General features: G+C 59.0%; 16 protein-coding genes. 13 read left to right on the forward strand and 3 right to left on the reverse strand.

The features are described from left to right. Positions 1-255 precede the first annotated feature (255 nt). Positions 256-678, reverse strand: coding sequence for a hypothetical protein (locus tag J3U87_RS06990; RefSeq protein ID WP_237382317.1), 423 nt, complete (start codon positions 676-678; stop codon positions 256-258). Positions 679-721: 43 nt separating this feature from the next. Beyond that, entirely contained in the window at positions 722-1,807 is a 1,086-nt protein-coding gene (gene metX, locus J3U87_RS06995; RefSeq protein WP_237382318.1) for a homoserine O-acetyltransferase MetX, read from the reverse strand. Positions 1,808-2,175: 368 nt separating this feature from the next. On the opposite strand from metX, the gene J3U87_RS07000 reads away from it, so the two are divergent. Continuing rightward, positions 2,176-3,570, forward strand: coding sequence for a CCA tRNA nucleotidyltransferase (locus J3U87_RS07000; protein ID WP_237382319.1), 1,395 nt, complete (start codon positions 2,176-2,178; stop codon positions 3,568-3,570). Positions 3,571-3,642: 72 nt separating this feature from the next. Then, positions 3,643-5,049, forward strand: coding sequence for a glutamate-cysteine ligase family protein (locus J3U87_RS07005; protein WP_237382320.1), 1,407 nt, complete (start codon positions 3,643-3,645; stop codon positions 5,047-5,049). A 94-nt stretch (positions 5,050-5,143) separates the two neighbouring features. Here J3U87_RS07005 and J3U87_RS07010 read toward each other — a convergent pair whose 3' ends face one another. Beyond that, the gene (locus J3U87_RS07010) at positions 5,144-6,184 is read right to left on the reverse strand and encodes a transglutaminase domain-containing protein (protein WP_237382321.1); all 1,041 of its coding nucleotides are present in this window, start codon (positions 6,182-6,184) and stop codon (positions 5,144-5,146) included. 760 nt (positions 6,185-6,944) lie between these two features. On the opposite strand from J3U87_RS07010, the gene rpsT reads away from it, so the two are divergent. The 11 genes from rpsT (at position 6,945) to J3U87_RS07065 (ending at position 16,808) form a co-directional block, all read left to right on the forward strand. Next, positions 6,945-7,205, forward strand: coding sequence for a 30S ribosomal protein S20 (gene rpsT / locus J3U87_RS07015; protein ID WP_237382322.1), 261 nt, complete (start codon positions 6,945-6,947; stop codon positions 7,203-7,205). A gap of 68 nt (positions 7,206-7,273) precedes the next feature. Next, positions 7,274-8,023 (forward strand): PASTA domain-containing protein, encoded by a 750-nt coding sequence (locus J3U87_RS07020; RefSeq protein WP_237382323.1) that lies wholly within the window; start codon positions 7,274-7,276, stop codon positions 8,021-8,023. Positions 8,024-8,261: 238 nt separating this feature from the next. Then, positions 8,262-8,927, forward strand: coding sequence for a ribulose-phosphate 3-epimerase (gene rpe, locus J3U87_RS07025; RefSeq protein ID WP_237382324.1), 666 nt, complete (start codon positions 8,262-8,264; stop codon positions 8,925-8,927). Then, positions 8,920-9,825 (forward strand): outer membrane protein assembly factor BamD, encoded by a 906-nt coding sequence (locus tag J3U87_RS07030; protein ID WP_237382325.1) that lies wholly within the window; start codon positions 8,920-8,922, stop codon positions 9,823-9,825. The genes rpe and J3U87_RS07030 overlap by 8 nt, the downstream gene beginning before the upstream one ends. 63 nt (positions 9,826-9,888) lie before the next feature. Continuing rightward, positions 9,889-11,061, forward strand: a complete 1,173-nt coding sequence (locus tag J3U87_RS07035) for an acyl-CoA dehydrogenase family protein (protein ID WP_237382326.1) — start codon at positions 9,889-9,891, stop codon at positions 11,059-11,061. A gap of 103 nt (positions 11,062-11,164) precedes the next feature. After that, a complete protein-coding gene (locus J3U87_RS07040; protein WP_237382327.1) occupies positions 11,165-11,914 on the forward strand; it encodes a lipopolysaccharide kinase InaA family protein in 750 nt (249 codons plus the stop codon). A gap of 113 nt (positions 11,915-12,027) precedes the next feature. After that, positions 12,028-12,870 (forward strand): CheR family methyltransferase, encoded by an 843-nt coding sequence (locus J3U87_RS07045; RefSeq protein ID WP_237382328.1) that lies wholly within the window; start codon positions 12,028-12,030, stop codon positions 12,868-12,870. 10 nt (positions 12,871-12,880) lie between these two features. Then, positions 12,881-13,741, forward strand: coding sequence for an HDOD domain-containing protein (locus J3U87_RS07050; RefSeq protein ID WP_237382329.1), 861 nt, complete (start codon positions 12,881-12,883; stop codon positions 13,739-13,741). A 205-nt stretch (positions 13,742-13,946) separates the two neighbouring features. Continuing rightward, a complete protein-coding gene (locus J3U87_RS07055; RefSeq protein ID WP_237382330.1) occupies positions 13,947-14,816 on the forward strand; it encodes an HDOD domain-containing protein in 870 nt (289 codons plus the stop codon). A 1-nt stretch (position 14,817) separates the two neighbouring features. After that, a complete protein-coding gene (locus J3U87_RS07060; RefSeq protein ID WP_237382331.1) occupies positions 14,818-15,372 on the forward strand; it encodes a hypothetical protein in 555 nt (184 codons plus the stop codon). Continuing rightward, positions 15,369-16,808: a tetratricopeptide repeat protein gene (locus tag J3U87_RS07065; protein ID WP_237382332.1), complete on the forward strand. Its 1,440-nt coding sequence runs from the start codon at positions 15,369-15,371 to the stop codon at positions 16,806-16,808. The genes J3U87_RS07060 and J3U87_RS07065 overlap by 4 nt, the downstream gene beginning before the upstream one ends. Positions 16,809-16,824: the final 16 nt, after the last annotated feature.

The raw sequence follows: 16,824 nt of genomic DNA on the forward strand, positions 1-16,824 counted from the left end.
TTTTACAAGAACGATACACGAAATCATGAGGATCAAATACTAACCAAGCCACTCGAAGCGTGTCAAGATTTCAGGCCAAATCGAAGAATTGGAGCACTTTGATATGCGGGAAGGCGCCGTGGAAGCCAGCGGCGAACAAAGGATCCCACATGGTGCCGTCATCGTGGGGACAAGCCAAAACCATCGCTTCGGGTGCGACGCATGGCGGCCGACAACCCCGACGCCATCCATCACGCGAGTGAAACGGAAATGCGGTCAGGGGGCGACCGATGGATCCACGGTCGCGACGTGGTATCCGGCGGACAACATCATGATTTCACACTCGCGCCACAAAACGGCCTGATCCTCGTCACTCAAATCGAATTCCAGGTCCAATCTGCCGTCGTTCCAGAACGCAAGGCGAATGTGCCCGTCGTCCAGGTGGCGTAACTGGGCCACGGGCGCGGGCCGCCGCTTGAGTCGGTCCAGGATGCCGAGTGGTTTGGCGAAGCCGTGGCGCACGCCGTATTCGGCCATATCCGCATAGTGATAGAGGGTTTCCGTATCCCCGATCGACACTTCCATGCCCTGAATCTGAAAACAGACCCTGTCCAGCCCCGGATTGGAGGGGGAAACGGGTCGAATCACCTCGATACGACGTTGGGCCGAATCGATGAATCGCAAGAACTTGCGCCCCATGTAAGACTCCTGTTGGTTTCACGCACCTTGCGGCTCGAGCGGGTCAGCGATCCAGAAAAGCGCCCACGACCGAGTGGAACCAGTCCACTTCCACCAGGAAGGCGTCGTGGCCGGCCTTGGATTCCAGCATTTGGAACCGCACGTCCCGGCCTTCCTTGTGCAGAATCTTGGCGACGCTTTCCTGCTCGTCGGGCGGGAAAAGCAGATCCGTGGAAACCCCGATCATCAGGCTGCGCGCCTCGATGCGCACCACACCCGCGTCGTAGCTCGGAAAATCATAACCAAGCGAATAGATGTCCATGGCTTTGGTCAGGAACAGGAAACTGTTCGGATCGAAATTGCTGGCCAGCTTCTTGCCCATGTGGTGCAGGTAGGACTCCACCTGGAAATCGGGCCCGAAGTTGTACCCCTTGCCCGTGCGGGTGCGACCGAAGCGCTCGTTGAATTCCTCGCGGGAGCGATAGGTGATGTTGCCGATCTCGCGCGCCACCGCCATGGATTCCAGCGGTTTGTTTTCGCAATCGTAATAGCGGCCGTCGTTGTAGAAGGGATCGGCCAGAATGACCCGACGTTGCAGGTAGCGAAAGGCGATGGACTGGGGACCCGGACGCCCCGAGGCGGAAATCGAAACCAGGCGGGCCACGCGATCGGCGTAGCGGGCCGCCATCTCCATCGCCAACATGCCGCCCATGGAGGTTCCGATGGCGGCATAGAGCCGTTGGATGCCCAGGCTGTCCAGCAACAGCGCCGCCGCATCCACGAGATCCTGAATGAGCACCGGCGGAAAGTCCGGGCCATAGCGTTTCCCGGTCTCGGGATTGATGGAAGAGGGGCCGGTCGAGCCGAAACAGCCGCCGAGGTGATTGAGACACACGATGAAGAAGCGCCGGGTATCGAGCGCCATGCCGTCGCCGATCATGGCCTCCCACCACCCGGGCACATCGGTGCGCGAGTGGGACTTGGCGTGGGAGGAAGCCGACAGGCCGGTGAACAGAATGATCGCGTTACTCTTGTCTTCGTTGAGACTGCCCCAGGTTTCATATGCAATTTGAAAACGAGGAAGAGATCCGCCCAGTTGAAGCTCCAGGGGGCGATTCCATTCAAATAAGTTGTAGGGTAGCTGGGCCATCTCGCCTACCTTTTCGCGATGGACGCGTCATTATAATATCGAGGTTCCGAAAGGTCCAAACCCAAATGCAAGCGTCACGATTATGGGGTAAACCGCAAATCGCGCAACTCTTTTCTGGGTGGACGCGGTCATCGAAGGTACGCGTTCCCGAATCCTGGATTACGCGATCGGACTCGGCAAGACGGAATAGCGTGACGATCGACACCGTTCACCGCATAGTCGGCGCGCGCGATGGCCGAGATCGCGTGATTGCGGGCGTCGCGTAAAACTTCCGAAAACACAGCCGCCCTCGAATTCGTTAGAATGCGCCAAGCACGCTTTTATGCGCGATCGATGCATTCGACTCACCCACCAAGGATTCCCTCAGCTTGTTGCCTCAAACCACCGTACTTTGCGAACGTCACCGGGAAGCGCTCGACATATGCAGGCTGCTCGATCGCTCCGGATTTCAGGCCATGCTCGCCGGCGGCTGTGTTCGCGACCTTCTCCTGGCAAGGGAACCCAAGGATTTCGACATCGCCTGCACCGCCGAACCCCGCAAGACGCTCGCCTTTTTCCAGAAACAGGGATTCAAGACCGTGCCGGTCGGCATCGAGCACGGCACCGTCGCGGTGATCACACCGCGCCAGACACTGGAAATCACCACCCTGCGCGAGGACGTGGTTTGCCACGGGCGCCACGCCGAAGTCGCCTTTTCGACCGATTTCGCCACCGATGCCCAGCGTCGCGACTTCACCATCAACGCCCTGTTCCAGGATGCCGAGGGGCGGATCCACGACTTCGTCGGCGGGGTCGACGACCTCGAGGCCCAACGCCTGCGTTTCGTGGGCGACGCCGACGCGCGCATTCACGAAGATTACCTGCGCATCCTGCGCTACTTCCGCTTTCTGGCCCGCTTCGAGTGGCAGGCCGACGTGCGTCAATTGGAAGCGGTTCGGGCGGGAATCCCCGGCCTCACCCAACTCTCGGCGGAACGCATCCACAAGGAACTGAACGAGACCTTCCGTGCGCCCGGTGCCGCGGCCGCCCTCGATCTCATGATCGAATGCGGCGTGTTGCAAACCCTGGCTCCCGCCACCACCGAGGCCGGCCTGCGCCGCGCTCTGACCCTCTTTTCCGAGGCCGCCCCGCTCTCCCAAGTCCTGGCCTGGTTCACCTTTCTGTGGTTCGGCAGCGAAGGGCGCCTCACCGACAAACCGCTTCAGAACGAATTGAGCCGGCTCCGCTTCACCCGCAAGCAGACCAAGACCCTGCGCACCCTGGTCGATCTGTTCCAGGTCGCGCGACAGCCGTACGCGGTGCTCGCCCACCTGCTCCACCTTCGCGAACAGGCCATCCTCACACCGTCCGAGTTACGGGCCTATCTCGACCATCACCCCGAGGTCTTCCCCTCCGATGCACGTCCGGCACTCGCCACCTTTTTCGTGAATCAGGAAGCCGTGGAACCTCCCCGCATCCCCACCGAGACCCTGCTGGAAATCCCGCGCAAACAGCGCGGCGCAGCCGTCGAGGCGGTCAAGATTTCCTGGTATTTGGGTATCCTTGGTGATACAAACCAAGTCGAACAACTCTTGAGCCTTTACCATGAAACACCTTCCACCTCACCTTCCGGAACCGTCCGTCCCGAGGTCCCCGTCGCGGACCGAGGCGAACGGTCGTGGTCCGGCTGGCTCGAACGGATCGGTTTCCGTCCCGAGGCCCACGTGCCTCTGGCGACGGCCCCCCGAGCAGGTGACTCGGATTCGCGAGACCCGCAACCTTGATTCTCAAATGACGCAGTCGGATCGAGAAATACCGAGATCCGCACCCACATTGCCTCGAGAGGAAGTGAAACGATGCCCGCAAAACAAGCGACACTCGGCATGCAAGAGCTGAAACAGAAGGTCAATGAGTCCTTTTTCCCCAAGGGAAAAGATTCCAAGGATCACGTCGGCCTGGAACTCGAGATCTGGCCTTTCCGCCACACGGCGGAATCCCCCCACGCATTGGTCCCTTTCTTCGACGATCAGGAAACGGGGCTGATTCAGCTTTTGCGCAAACTGGAGGGTCGCCTCGAGGGCTTTCGCTATCACCAGAAACCGGACGGCACCAACATCTTTTATTTCGGCGACGGCGGCAACCTGACCTTCGAGCCAGGCCGCCAACTGGAATACAGCGGCGCACCGAAGGCGACCCTGACCGAAGCCATCACCAATCTCAACGATACGATCGAACTGTTGCGATGTCATCTCAAGAGCTATGACATCTGGTTCTTTCACAGCGGGTTGAATCCCTGGTACACGGTTGACGAAGTCGGCCTGCACCTCACCGCGCCGCGCTACATCCACATGAACAACTATTTCAAGACGATCAGCCACTACGGCCCGCGCATGATGCGCCTGTCCACCTCGCTCCAGATCAACCTGGACGCCGGCGATCCCGACACGGCCCAAAGACGCTGGTTGGCCGCCAACCTGTTGGCGCCGGTATTCACGGCCCTGTTCGCGAACTCGCCGTTCGTGGACCGCAAACCCAGCGGTGCCTTCAGTTACCGCTCGCTGATCTGGCAAAACCTGGATCCCTCGCGCACGGGCATCCAGAAGGGGTTCCTCACCGAGGAGTACCACCCCTGTCCCGTCGAACAATACCTGGACTTCGCGCTGGACGCCCACGTGATGCGTGCACCGAACGCGACGGGCGAGCTGGGATACTGGGGCAATTTCACGACGTTCCGCCAGTGGCACGAAGAGGGTCTGCACGGTTTTTTCCCCACCGAGGAAGATTGGGCGGTTCACCTCAGCACGCTGTTTCCCGAGGTACGGGCGCGGGGCTTCTTCGAAATCCGCTTCCTGGATGCGCAATCCAAGGTGTGGTGCGCGGTGCCGGGCATCCTGCTGGCGTTTCTGCTGTACAACGCGCCCGCCCGCGAACGGGTCATCACCCTGCTGGAACCCTATCGCGTCAAACTGCGCGACATGTTGCGACAAGCCGCCTTGCAGGGCTTGACCGACCCCGATTTGTTGGATCTGTCCAAGCGAATCTTCCAGCTTGCGTTGACCCAGGCCAACGGCGACGAGGCCCCGCTGGCCGCACTCGCCGAGCGTTTCTTCGAGAAATACACCTATCGCGGGCTCAACCCGGCCGCCGAGTTACTCAAACTGAACGACGGCGCCGTGTTCTCGCCAGAGCAATACCGTTCCTTCGAGAAGAAGCAGGTGGATCGAGCGGGCGACCTGCTGCAAACGATTTGTGAATATTGCTGAGTCGGCCTTCCGGGTCTTCGGCGTCCGAAATTAAAAAAACCCGGGTCCAAGCCCGGGTTCTTCGAGGGCCGCCTCGTGCCGAGGTCGGTTGAAATCAGTCGTTTTTGGCGGAAAGGAACCAGCCGTTGTTGGAGTCCAGAGCGAGAATGGGTTTGTAGGCGACCTTGCTAGCCAATTCGGAACGGGCGGTCAGGTCCACCACTTGGCCGTCGAAGACGACCCAGGCGTGATCGAAAGAGGCTTCCACCGCGTCGTTTTCAGCGGACTGAGCCTGGCCGGGCTGACTGGCCAACGCGACCTTGCCCACCACGAGCTTGGTGGGGATCTGGTATTTTTCGGCGATCGCCTGGAACAGGATCGCGAAATCCTCGCAGTCTCCCGTCCCGGTCATCAGCGTTTCATAGGGTGTCTGCCAGAAATCCTGGTCGAACTCCTCCTCCACAGGCACCACTTCACGACGAATGTAGGAGGCCAGTCGATTCACCTTGCGCTTGTCCGCATGGCTCGACTTCAGGAAACGCACCAACCGGCGCGGCAACAACCCCTCCAAGCCGTCGGTGTTGATCAACCCGCGACGATCGGCCCAACGCTGGTCCAACCGGCAGTCGAAGCAGAGTGAGGCCACCGGGGCGCCCTGCTGGATCCAGAGTTCGTAGAGCCCATCCAGGTTGGGCGTGTCCAGGCGTGCGTCCAAACGGCCGTCCATGCGGTCGACCAAGGCGTAGAACACCGCCAACCGGGCGGGCTCGGCATCCACCAGGCGCAGCGCGGGGTTGGCGGGATCGTTGACGTCGAAGTAGAGATCGAGCATCGTCTGGGCCACCACATCGCGAGAATAGTTGGGAAGGGCGTTCTCGTCGATCTGGATGCCTTTCTTTTCCGGCGCGACCACAGCCAGAGCCTCGGAACGGTTCAACAAGAAGGTCACCGCATCCACTTGACGGTCTCGAGCCACCCGATCGGCCCGCGACAACACATGGTAAAGGGCTTTGTTGCCCGTGTCTTTCTTGAGTTCGTCAAAGAGCTCTTGAGCGAGCCAGCGAACCTCCGCATTGGCATAAGTCACTTGATTCGATTGCGCACTGATCGAGATACCGGTAGTCAACAGGAAAACCAGAAAGACAGAACGAACCATGGGCATCCTCCTTACCGTGGCTGACTGCATGAATAGACCGTGGATGAGGATCACAAATCCTATCCATTTTTATCGCCGAGCTGGACCCTCGGATAAACCGTTACCGTTTAAAAAGGCTCGCAAACGGCTCACGCCAAGGCCTCTTCAAACAAAAAAACCAAACAAAAATCTCATACAAATCGGGACGTTCTAGGGATTGGCGAGTCTAACTCGCTTTTTTCATTGTTTTTAGGACAGTGAAATTCCCATCGGTTTTTCTCACAATTTCTTAACAATTTAGCGTTTCACCTCACAAACTGTCAACCTCGAGTTGGGTCTTCGGCCCGCCATGAGCGACTGCGATACAGGGAAATTCCCTATCCAAAATTCTCGAAGCTCGGCAAATTCCCCGGATTTCTCGGCCTGAAGCACCTATCGAACCAATCCACCCAACCACAGCACAAGCCTAAAAATTTCATACACTTATGATGAAAAAACCGATTTTCGACGCAGGTCCCCTCCGCCATTCGGCACCACAAGTCCCGTCGATCCAACCGAGAACAGGTCGAACATCACCCGTTTGCCGGCGAAATCTATCCCTTGGACGAATCGCACATATCATCCGTGATCCTTTCGCGAAACCCACCCACTTGTTCCTTGATTTGCCCCTGCAACTCCCCTATACTTGCGTGATCTGCGGATTCGCGACCCTTGCCGAAATCGGCAGCCGAAGGTCACGAGTCAGCGACAAAGCCAAGAAACACCTCAAGGAGATCTCTTAATGGCGAATCACAAATCCGCGGCTAAAAAAGCGAAGCAGGACATCGCGCGCCGCGCCCGGAATCGCGCCGGGAAAAGCCGTTTGAGAACCGAACTGAAAAAGATCCGCAAGTTGATCCAGGAAGGTTCCAGCGAAGCCGTCACCAAGCTCCCGGCAATGTATTCCCTCATCGACCGCTCAGCGAAAAAGGGCTTTATTCACCAAAATGCGGCCGACCGTTTGAAAGCACGCCTGGCCTCGCACATGCCCGCCGCACAGTAACCTTTCTTTTTTTCCCAAATTACCTTTTGTAAAGAACCCCAAACGACAAGGATTCAAAACGGGGAGCCATGGCATTTCGCAAGACTTTGAAGAAACTGCTCGGTACTACCGTCCTTGTCGGTTTGGGTTTTTCTCTTTTTATCGCCGGAATCACGCTGGGGACCTGGTTTTACATTCGCCACATGGTACAGGGCAAAGTGGTCGAGGTTCCCGATCTGTACGGCATGACCCAGGTGGAAGCGGAAAAGAGCCTGAAGGCCCGAGGGCTGATACCCGAGCTCGACACCCAATCCACGGTGCACAGCCAGGTCATCGAAAAAGGTAACGTACTGCTTCAGATTCCGCGGCCCGGACACCCCGTCAAGGCCGGCCGCGCCATCGAAATCATCATGTCCGCCGGGCCCGAGAAGAAGCTGATCCCCAGCATGCAAGGCGAGACCTTGAGTTATTCCCAAACCCTGTTGCAGCGCGCGGAAGCCAAGGCCGCGGTGGTCTCGCGTATTCCCTCGACGTTGGAGGAGAAGGGCCGTATCCTGGCGCAACATCCCGATGCGGCCAGCGAGATCGGCATGCGACCGGGTGTGTCGCTGCTGGTTTCGGACGGACCCCCCAGCAAGGCCTACGTGATGCCCGATCTGATCGATCGCGATTTCATCAAGGTCAAGGCCTTTCTCGATCGTTTCGAATTCAGGGTGGTCACCAAGTACCGAGCTCAAGACCGCGGACTCGGTCAGGTGGTTCTGGATCAACGCCCGCAACCCGGGTACCCGATCACCAAGAACCAGAGCATCACTCTCATCGTGAACGAGGATTTTTGATCCTCGAAGGTTAAAGTCATTGGTTCGAACGCTCCATCTCCGCACACCATCTTTGCCCGTTTCACCGCGGGAATCGTCGCACTCCAGCCCTTTTCGATCGCGACAGCGGGCGCGCGTCGAACCCGCCTTCTTCGGCCTCGACCCCTAGCCCGGCGGTAGGCGCGCCCCAGGGCACGCCCGCTCGCGGCAGGGTCGACGACCAAAGGCCCATTCCCATCAAGATCAAGGAATCGCGCTCATGTTCAAACTGGCCCCCTCGCTACTCTCAGCCGATTACTGGAACCTCGAAAGAGCGGTGACCCCGGTCGTCGAAGCCGGTGCGGAAGTTCTGCACATCGACATCATGGACGGTCACTTCGTTCCCAATCTCACCATGGGTCCCGGTATCACCAAGGCACTCTCGGGAAAAACGAACGCCATTCTGGACGTTCATCTGATGGTCACGAACCCCGAGAACTTCGTCGCCCCTTTCGCGGCGGCCGGCGCCCATTGGATTTCCTATCACATCGAGGCCGCGATCCACGCCCACCGCGTGTGCCAGCAGATCAAGGATGCGGGCTGCAAGGCGGGCATCGCGATCAACCCCGGCACGCCGATCGCCGCGTTGGAAGCCATGATCGAGCACGTCGATTTCGTGCTGTTGATGAGTGTGAACCCCGGTTTCGGCGGTCAATCCTTCATTCCGTCCACCTTCGATCGCCTGGCCCAACTGGGCGATCTCATCGAGCGCTCAAAAAACAAGCCGTTTATCGAGGTTGATGGTGGCGTTGGCCCGGCGAATATCGCAGAATTATATCGCGCCGGCGTTTCGGTGGCGGTTGCGGGTTCCGCGGTGTTCTCGCGTCCCGACCCCGCCGCGGCGGTCGCCCAACTTCTCAACCTGGTGGAGGCAACCCATGAGTGAGTCCCGAATCGACTCGGCCGTATCTCTCGAGGCGGCGCGCCCCCTACGGTGGTTCGTTCCCGCCCTGCTCATCTTGGCGGTGCTGCTTTCCACGGCCTGTAGCGGACCCAAGAAAAAGGAAAAGCTCGCCAATCGACTGGTGCGCGGCGACGTGACCACGGACGAGTTATTCAATCGGGCCACGACCCTGTTCCAAAAACGCAAATTCGTCGACGCCCGCCGCTGGCTGCGGGTCATCGAAGCCCACGCGCCCGACAGCAGCGTGTTCCCGGACGTGAAACTGGCGATCGCCGACAGTTACTTTTTTGACAAGATGGCCACCTACATCGAGGCCTCGGTGGAGTACAAGTCGTTCCTGACCCACTTCCCCACCCACAAGAAAGCCGATTACGCCCAGTACCAGTACGCCATGTGCTTTTTCACCGAAATCGAAAACGCCGACCGCGACCAGACCAGTACCTTCACGGCCTACACCGAGTTCAAGAACCTGATCGACCGCCACCCGAACAGCCCCTACGCCGGCAAGGCCAAGGAAAAGATCGATCTCTGCCTGCTGCGGCTGGCCGAGCACGAGTTCACGGTGGGCTACTACTATTTCCGACGCGGACGGGGCTTCGAGAAATCGGCCGAATCGCGTCTGAAGGGCATCATCAACAACTACGAAGGGCAATACGATCCCGAAAAAACTTATTTCTTCCTCGCCGAGACGCTGTGGCGTCGGGAAAAGTTCAAGGAAGCCATCTTTTATTATCAGAACCTGGCACGTAATTACGCGGAAAGCGAGTACATGCCTTTCGTTCAGGATAAGTTAGCGCGCTGGGAACGCATCAAGGAGGAGGGCCAGGATCCGGGCGAAATCACGGCCGAAGTGCCTTCCGATCCACTCAATACATTCTGATTCTCCGGCGCTCACCTCGGGATGCGACGACCGTGGCACCCGATCACTTTGGAAGGAGTTCCCATGAAAAAAGGGGTAAATACCAACGATTTCTTCGGCATCGACAGCCTGTTGAACGAAGATGAGATCCAGGTGCGCGAAAGCGTACGCCAATGGGTCGAGAAGCGTTTCATGCCCGTCATCAACCAACACAACCGCGACGCCACGTTTCCGATGGACTTGGTTCCCGAACTCGCCGAACTCGGCGTCTTCGGCGCCAATATCGACGGTTACGACTGCGCGGGCCTCAACAACGTGGCCTACGGCCTGATCATGCAGGAGCTGGAGCGCGGTGATTCCGGACTGCGTTCCTTCGTCTCGGTTCAGGGCGCATTGGTCATGTACCCGATCCTGGCCTACGGCAGCGAAGCGCAGAAGGACCGTTACCTGCCCAAGCTCGCCAAGGGCGAAATGATCGGCTGCTTCGGGCTCACCGAGCCGGACCACGGCTCCGATCCCGGCGGCATGAAGACCCGCGCCAAGCGCGACGGCGACAAGTGGATCCTCAACGGCGCCAAGATGTGGATCACCAACGGCAGCGTGTCCGACATCGCCATCGTGTGGGCCAAGGACGAGGAAGGCATCGTCCGCGGCTTCATCGTCGACACCAAGACGCCGGGCTTCAGCGCGCCGGAAATGAAAGGCAAGTTCTCCCTGCGCGCCAGCATCACCTCGGAACTGGTTTTGGACGACGTGGTGGTTCCCGACGATCACCGCCTGCCCAACGTGGAAGGTCTGAAAGGCCCGCTGGGCTGCCTGACCCAGGCGCGTTACGGCATCTCCTGGGGTGCGCTGGGTGCAGCCATGGCCTGCTACGATTCCTCGGTGGAATACGCCAAGACCCGGATCCAGTTCGACAAACCGCTGGGTAGCTTCCAGTTGGTTCAGGTCAAACTGACCGACATGTTGAACGAAATCGTCAAGGGTCAACTGTTGTCGCTGCACCTGGGCCGCATGAAGGACGAGGGCACCTACACCTTCCATCAGGTATCCCTGGCGAAGATGAACAACGTCAACGCCGCCTTGGAAATCGCGCGCTCCGCACGCGATCTGCACGGCGCCAACGGAATCACGGACGAATATCCGGTGATTCGCCACATGGTGAACCTGGAAACCGTGAAAACCTACGAAGGGACGCACGACATCCACCGTCTCATCGTGGGTCAGGCGATTACCGGAATCAGCGCCTTCACCTGATTTCGCCATCTGATCATCGGGAGGGAACGCCACGGCGGTTTCGCAGTGGCGTTCCCTTTTGTCGTTTGTGCGTCGCCCCCAATGAACCACGAGTGAACCCGCGATGTTATTCCTCTCCCCTTCTTGGCAACATCCCGATTGGGCCCGCCTGCCGCGCCGGCCGCTGACCACCGACGGCGGTCGCGGCCAGGTCGCGCTGATCGAACATCCACGCGGGAAGGTCGTGGCCCGTCCCTACCGGCACGGCGGCCTTCGTCGCCTGATCCTGCCGAATCACTTCCTGCCGGGCGATCGCGCGCGACGGGAGTACGCCCACCACCAGCGTGCCTTCGAGGCCGGCGTGCCCACCCCCGAGCCGGTGGGCTGGGAGCGACGTGCGAGCGCGGTCCCGGGACTGTTCCACTTCTCCTATTTCAGCGCCTTTCTGGAAGACGCCGTCACCGTGCCCCGCCTGCTCGGGCAGGGTCCGCCGACCCGCGACCAACTGGCCATGGCCGCCGACACCCTGGCTCGGCTCTACCGAGCCGGCATCTTCCACAGCGATCTCAACCTCAACAACTGGCTCTGGGCCGACAGCCGCATCTGGCTGATCGACTTCGACCGGGCACGCCCTTTCGAGGGCGATGCGGACAGCTTCCTGTGCGCCTGCCTGAACCGCATGGGCCGCTCGGCCTTCAAATTGGGCTTGACGCGCTATCGCCTTTCCTTCCTACGCTTTGTCATTCTCTGCGCACGCGCTTTCGACCTACCCAGGGCGAACTTGCGCGGCCGCCTGAAGGGCTGGGGCGAGCGCCCCTCGAGCTGGCAGCGATTCCGCTGGAAAATCCTAGGGGGACATCGGCAAATTGGTTAGAGTATGATATTTTCTAGAAATCAGCCGACAATCACAGCACAGCAAACCACCCGTTCCATTTCTCTACACGCGTCGTCACTCATGAAATGAGCGGACCCTCTCAGGAAGTCACCATGCAAACCGTCGAAAAACTGCGTAACGACGATTACAAGGCGATTCGCGAATTCGTCTACGAACGCAGCGGTCTGTTTTTTTCCGACGCCAAACTCTACTTCATCGAGAACCGGGTTTCGAAACGACTCAAATCCCTGGGAATGACGCGCTACCAAGATTACCTCCGCCATATCAAGAGCCCCGCCAACGCGGACGAAATGAACCATCTTTTCGACGCCGTGACGACCAACGAGACCTCCTTCTACCGCAACCCGCCGCAGATCGACGCCTTTGCCGATCACATCCTCCCCAAGGTCGTCGAATCGATTCGCGCACGCGGGCAACGCACGCTCAAGATCTGGTCCTCGGCCTGTTCCTCGGGCGAGGAACCCTACACCCTGGCCATGGTGCTGTTGGAAAAGAAGGATCTCCTGCGCGGCCTGATTCCCCGCGTCTACGGCAGCGACATCAGCGTCGAAATCCTCGCCAAGGCCAAGGAAGCCACCTACCAGGCCTACACCATGCGCAACTTGCCACCCAACTATAAAAAAAGTTATTTTGAACCCAAGGGCAACGAGTTCGGAATCGCCAGCCAGGTTCGCAACATGGTGCAGTTGAGCCAGTTCAACCTCGTCGATTACAAGAGCTATATCAAGTTTCGCAGTATGGACATCATCTTTTGCCGCAATGTCCTCATCTATTTCGATCTCAAGGTCAAGCGCCAGATCATCAAGAATTTTTTCGATTGCCTCAACAATCAAAGCTTTTTGCTCATCGGACATTCCGAGAGCCTGCACAATATTAACCGTGACTTTAAGCTGGAACACTTTTCACGCGCACTTGCCTATCTAAAATCAGTTTAGGAGAGCCTGGATGCCGATAACACCCGAGGATATTGTCAAAAAGACCGGCGACCTGCCGACCTTGCCCCACGTGGCCACCAAGGTCATGACCTTGGTCTCCGATCCCGAAACCTCTGCCAAGGACCTCCAAGAGGCGATCATCACGGATCAGGGCATGACCGCCCAGATCTTGAAAATATCCAATTCAGCCATGTTCGGCCTGAAACGCGAAGTCAAAACCCTGACCCACGCCATCATGATCCTGGGTTTCAATACCATTCGATCCATCGTGTTGGCCGCCGCGGGTAAAAAGCTCTACACCAAGAAGGGCGCACCCAATACGGGATTCAAGGAGAAACTGATCTGGGAGAACTCGATCGGTTCGGCCTTGATCGCGCGCGGCCTGGCCGAGCAATTCCGCGGTATGGACAAGGAAGAGGCATTTATCGGTGGCCTGATGCACAACCTGGGCAAAACCGTGCTCAACGCCAAACTCCCCCAGAAATACAGCGAAATCATGGTCGCTTCCTACAACGAATCGAGACCGATCCACCTGCTGGAGCAAGACTACCTGGGCTTCGACCACGCCGAGTTGGGTTACTGCATCGTCAAGCAGTGGAACCTCAGCGAAAGTCTCGCGGAATCCATTCGTCACTACCTGGCACCCGAAAACGCCCCCCAGGAACACCGCGTCCAAACGGCCATCATCAGCTTGGCCACCCACTACTGTCTCGACCTGGGCTTGGGTGTCGGTCAGGCGACGCCCATGGAAGAGCAGGAATTGGGTGAGATCCCGGCGATCCTGAAGATCGACCTGCCTCGCCTGCTGCGCTGGCGCGAAATCATCACCGAAAAAATGGAAAAGGACCGGGCCCTCATCAACAGCTTCTGAGTCACGGCCCGCCAGGATCCCTGGGATTGGGTCGTCATCCGGCCCAATCCGAGCGAACCCCGGATCACCCAACCCATCGCCCCTACCCGCGAGGCCCACACGCCGCTCACGATCACCGTCACACTCTGAACACGACACCATCCTCAACACATCCAAACTTAGGCTTTGCATCTCCGCGGGGACACAGGGCCGCAGGGGGCGGAACATGGGTCAAGTCGAAGCATATGTGGAAGGCATTCGCGATTTGCCGGTGCTACCGGAGATCGCGCAGCGCATCATTTCGCTCACCGATGATCCCAACCCCAACATCGCCAAGATCGCCGACCTGATCCAAATGGATCCGACCATCACCGCCAACATCCTCAACATCATCAATTCCGGTTACTACGCCTTGCGCCGCGAGGTCACCAGCGTCCGTCAGGCCGTGGTCCTGCTGGGCCTGAAGCAGATCCGCAACCTGGTGGTCACGATGGTCTCGGTGAATCATTTCGTCGAGCCGCCGGGCTCCCACATCAAGCTCTCGGATTTCTGGAACCACAGCCTGGCGGTGGCCACGATCGCCCAGAGCCTGAGCAACCGCTTCAAGTATGCGGAGGGCAGCAACGTCTACCTCGCCGGCCTGCTCCACGACGTGGGCAAGGTCATCATTCAGTGTTTCTATCCGGAGGACATGAGCCGCATCATCGAGGTGATCGACAGCGACCATTGCTCGATGTACGATGCGGAGCAAAAGGTATTGGGATTCTCCCATGCGGAAATCGGAGGCTGTTTGACGCGGAAGTGGAAACTCCCCCAGCAGGTTACCGAATCCATCCATTACCACCATCGCTGTCACAGGGCCGATGACCACGTCTTCGCGGCCATTCTCCAGTTCTCGGACTACATCACCAAGGTTCGCCTCTACGCCGTTTACGGCGATCAGAACGTCGACATCATCTTCGACGAGGAACCCTGTTGGAAAATACTCCTCGCGACCTTCACCCAAAAGAACCTGGATTTCGAACGACTTCTGTTTGAAATGGACGACGAAATCGACAAGGCTCGTGAATTGGTACGCCAGGCCAGGGGTGGCTGATTTGGGATGGCAATCCGTGTTGATCGGCGGGATCGCCGTGCTCCTTCAAATCGGCCTGTTGCTGGTCCTCTGGCGTTGGCTTCGCGGGCAATTACAGACACGTGACGAAATGGTGTACCGCCTCCAACAGAAGCTGGATCAGTACGAACGGGAGCTCGCCCAGCTCGAGAAGCGTCCGCTGCCGCCGTTGAACGCCGAGCAGTGGCGCGAATTCCAGCAGTGGCGCGACGGCGCCCGATCGAACCTCGAACGCCTGGCGCAGGATCAGGAAAAGCTGACGGAGGAGCAACGCTTGCTGCGGGCGAAACTGGAGGCGCAATTCACGTCTCGACCCGCCCCGCCCCCGCGGGACGAGGTCTCCCCCGATGAGGCGAAGCCGAGCGAAGCGGGAGACCAAGTCCTATCCTCCTACCAGTCACCGCTGGTCAAGGAGGTGGTGCGCATGCTGGCCGAGGGCGAGGCTCCGGTGGCGATCGCGCGCAAGAAGGGCATGCAGGTGGGTGAAGTGGAGCTGATTCGCGCGCTTCACAAATTCAGCCCCAGGACCGAGTCATGACGGAGGTCGAGCAACATCTGGCGCCTTTCCATTTCAGCCAGATCCAATTGGATCCCCCCAAGCGCCTGACCTTCACCATGCACCCCTTCAAGACGTTTTTCGAAGGCATGCGGCTGATCTACCGCCATATGCGTCACAAGGAGTGGCGCCAGGCGGAACGCCACTACAACGAGGGGTTGCGCGCCCACAGTATCGGCATGTTCATCGAGGCCGAGGCCGCCTACCGCGAGTGCCTGGATTTGGAACCGGCCCACGAGCCGGCCCATACCAACCTGGCCGCCCTCTACCTACAGCGCCAAAACCTGGAAGAGGCCGAATCCCACATTCGTCTGGCCATCGAAGCCCGACCGCACTACCACCGCGGCTACTACAACCTGGCGCTGTTGTTGATGCACCTGGAGGAAAACGACGAGGCCATCTCCTGGTTCCAGGAGTCGCTCAACCGCAGCCCCAAGCATTTCTGGAGCCTGGTCAATCTGGCCGAGGTCCACGCCAACCGCAACGAAATGGACAGGGCGATCGAATTCTACGAGCGGGCCCTGGCCACCGGCAACGAGCAGCACGCCGTCTACCAACGCCTGTCGGAACTTCACTTCGTGCGACGCGACTTCCCGGCCTCGGAACGCTGCCTGGAAGAGATGCTGCGTCGCAGAAAGAGCGCGGAGACCTACTACAATCTGGCCTGGATCATGGTCGCGCGTCAGGACCACATCGAAAAGGCGATCGAGCACCTGGAACAGGCACTGAACTACAGCGCCAATTATCGGGAAGCGCTGTTCAACCTGGCGCTGGTGCTCTCGATCGCCGGCAAGAACACCGAGTCCGTCACGCGCATGAACCAATACATGGACGCTTACGTGGAGCGCGATTCGGACGAATACCTGCAGCACCTGCGGTTGCTGACGCGCATCAATCCGCAAAACTACGTGGCGTTGTTGAAGGTCGCCGAACTCCATCTCAAGGCCAACCGCATCAACGATGCGATCGAGGAACTGGAATGGCTGCTGGAACGCAATGCCAAGGTGGAACCGGCGTTGGAGATGCTCGGCAACATCCATCTGGACCAGGCCAACCACAAGGAGGCCTTGCGCACCTATCGCAAGTTGGTGGAAGCGGCGCCCGAAAAGGTGCCCGGCTACCTGGGCATCGCCAAGAGCTACGGCGCCATCGAGAATTACGCCGCCGCCAAGCCCGTGATCCGCAAGGTGTTGGACCTGGATCCCAACAATCCGGAACTGCACTACCAATACGCGACGCTGCTGGCCCAGGACGGCGATTTGCGCGAAGCGGCAAACCACTATCGCATCGTCGCCAAGTTACGCCCCACCTATCCACGCATCGAAAAACGGATCCGCATGGTCGAAGCCGAGTTGGCGGAACAGGAAACCGAGAAGCCCAAGGCCTGGCCGCTGGCGCGCACCATCAAGGGGCGTTGAGGCTCGTCCCGGGCTC

It is taken from the genome of Sulfidibacter corallicola (genome assembly GCF_017498545.1).
Classification (GTDB): Bacteria; Acidobacteriota; Holophagae; order Acanthopleuribacterales; family Acanthopleuribacteraceae; genus Sulfidibacter; species Sulfidibacter corallicola.

Coding starts and splice junctions, on each gene's coding strand:
- J3U87_RS06990 (WP_237382317.1), bottom strand. CDS start 678: ATGGGGCGCAAGTTCTTGCGATTCATCGATTCGGCCCAACGTCGTATC.
- metX (WP_237382318.1), bottom strand. CDS start 1,807: ATGGCCCAGCTACCCTACAACTTATTTGAATGGAATCGCCCCCTGGAG.
- J3U87_RS07005 (WP_237382320.1), top strand. CDS start 3,643: ATGCCCGCAAAACAAGCGACACTCGGCATGCAAGAGCTGAAACAGAAG.
- J3U87_RS07010 (WP_237382321.1), bottom strand. CDS start 6,184: ATGGTTCGTTCTGTCTTTCTGGTTTTCCTGTTGACTACCGGTATCTCG.
- rpsT (WP_237382322.1), top strand. CDS start 6,945: ATGGCGAATCACAAATCCGCGGCTAAAAAAGCGAAGCAGGACATCGCG.
- J3U87_RS07020 (WP_237382323.1), top strand. CDS start 7,274: ATGGCATTTCGCAAGACTTTGAAGAAACTGCTCGGTACTACCGTCCTT.
- rpe (WP_237382324.1), top strand. CDS start 8,262: ATGTTCAAACTGGCCCCCTCGCTACTCTCAGCCGATTACTGGAACCTC.
- J3U87_RS07030 (WP_237382325.1), top strand. CDS start 8,920: ATGAGTGAGTCCCGAATCGACTCGGCCGTATCTCTCGAGGCGGCGCGC.
- J3U87_RS07035 (WP_237382326.1), top strand. CDS start 9,889: ATGAAAAAAGGGGTAAATACCAACGATTTCTTCGGCATCGACAGCCTG.
- J3U87_RS07040 (WP_237382327.1), top strand. CDS start 11,165: ATGTTATTCCTCTCCCCTTCTTGGCAACATCCCGATTGGGCCCGCCTG.
- J3U87_RS07045 (WP_237382328.1), top strand. CDS start 12,028: ATGCAAACCGTCGAAAAACTGCGTAACGACGATTACAAGGCGATTCGC.
- J3U87_RS07050 (WP_237382329.1), top strand. CDS start 12,881: ATGCCGATAACACCCGAGGATATTGTCAAAAAGACCGGCGACCTGCCG.
- J3U87_RS07055 (WP_237382330.1), top strand. CDS start 13,947: ATGGGTCAAGTCGAAGCATATGTGGAAGGCATTCGCGATTTGCCGGTG.
- J3U87_RS07065 (WP_237382332.1), top strand. CDS start 15,369: ATGACGGAGGTCGAGCAACATCTGGCGCCTTTCCATTTCAGCCAGATC.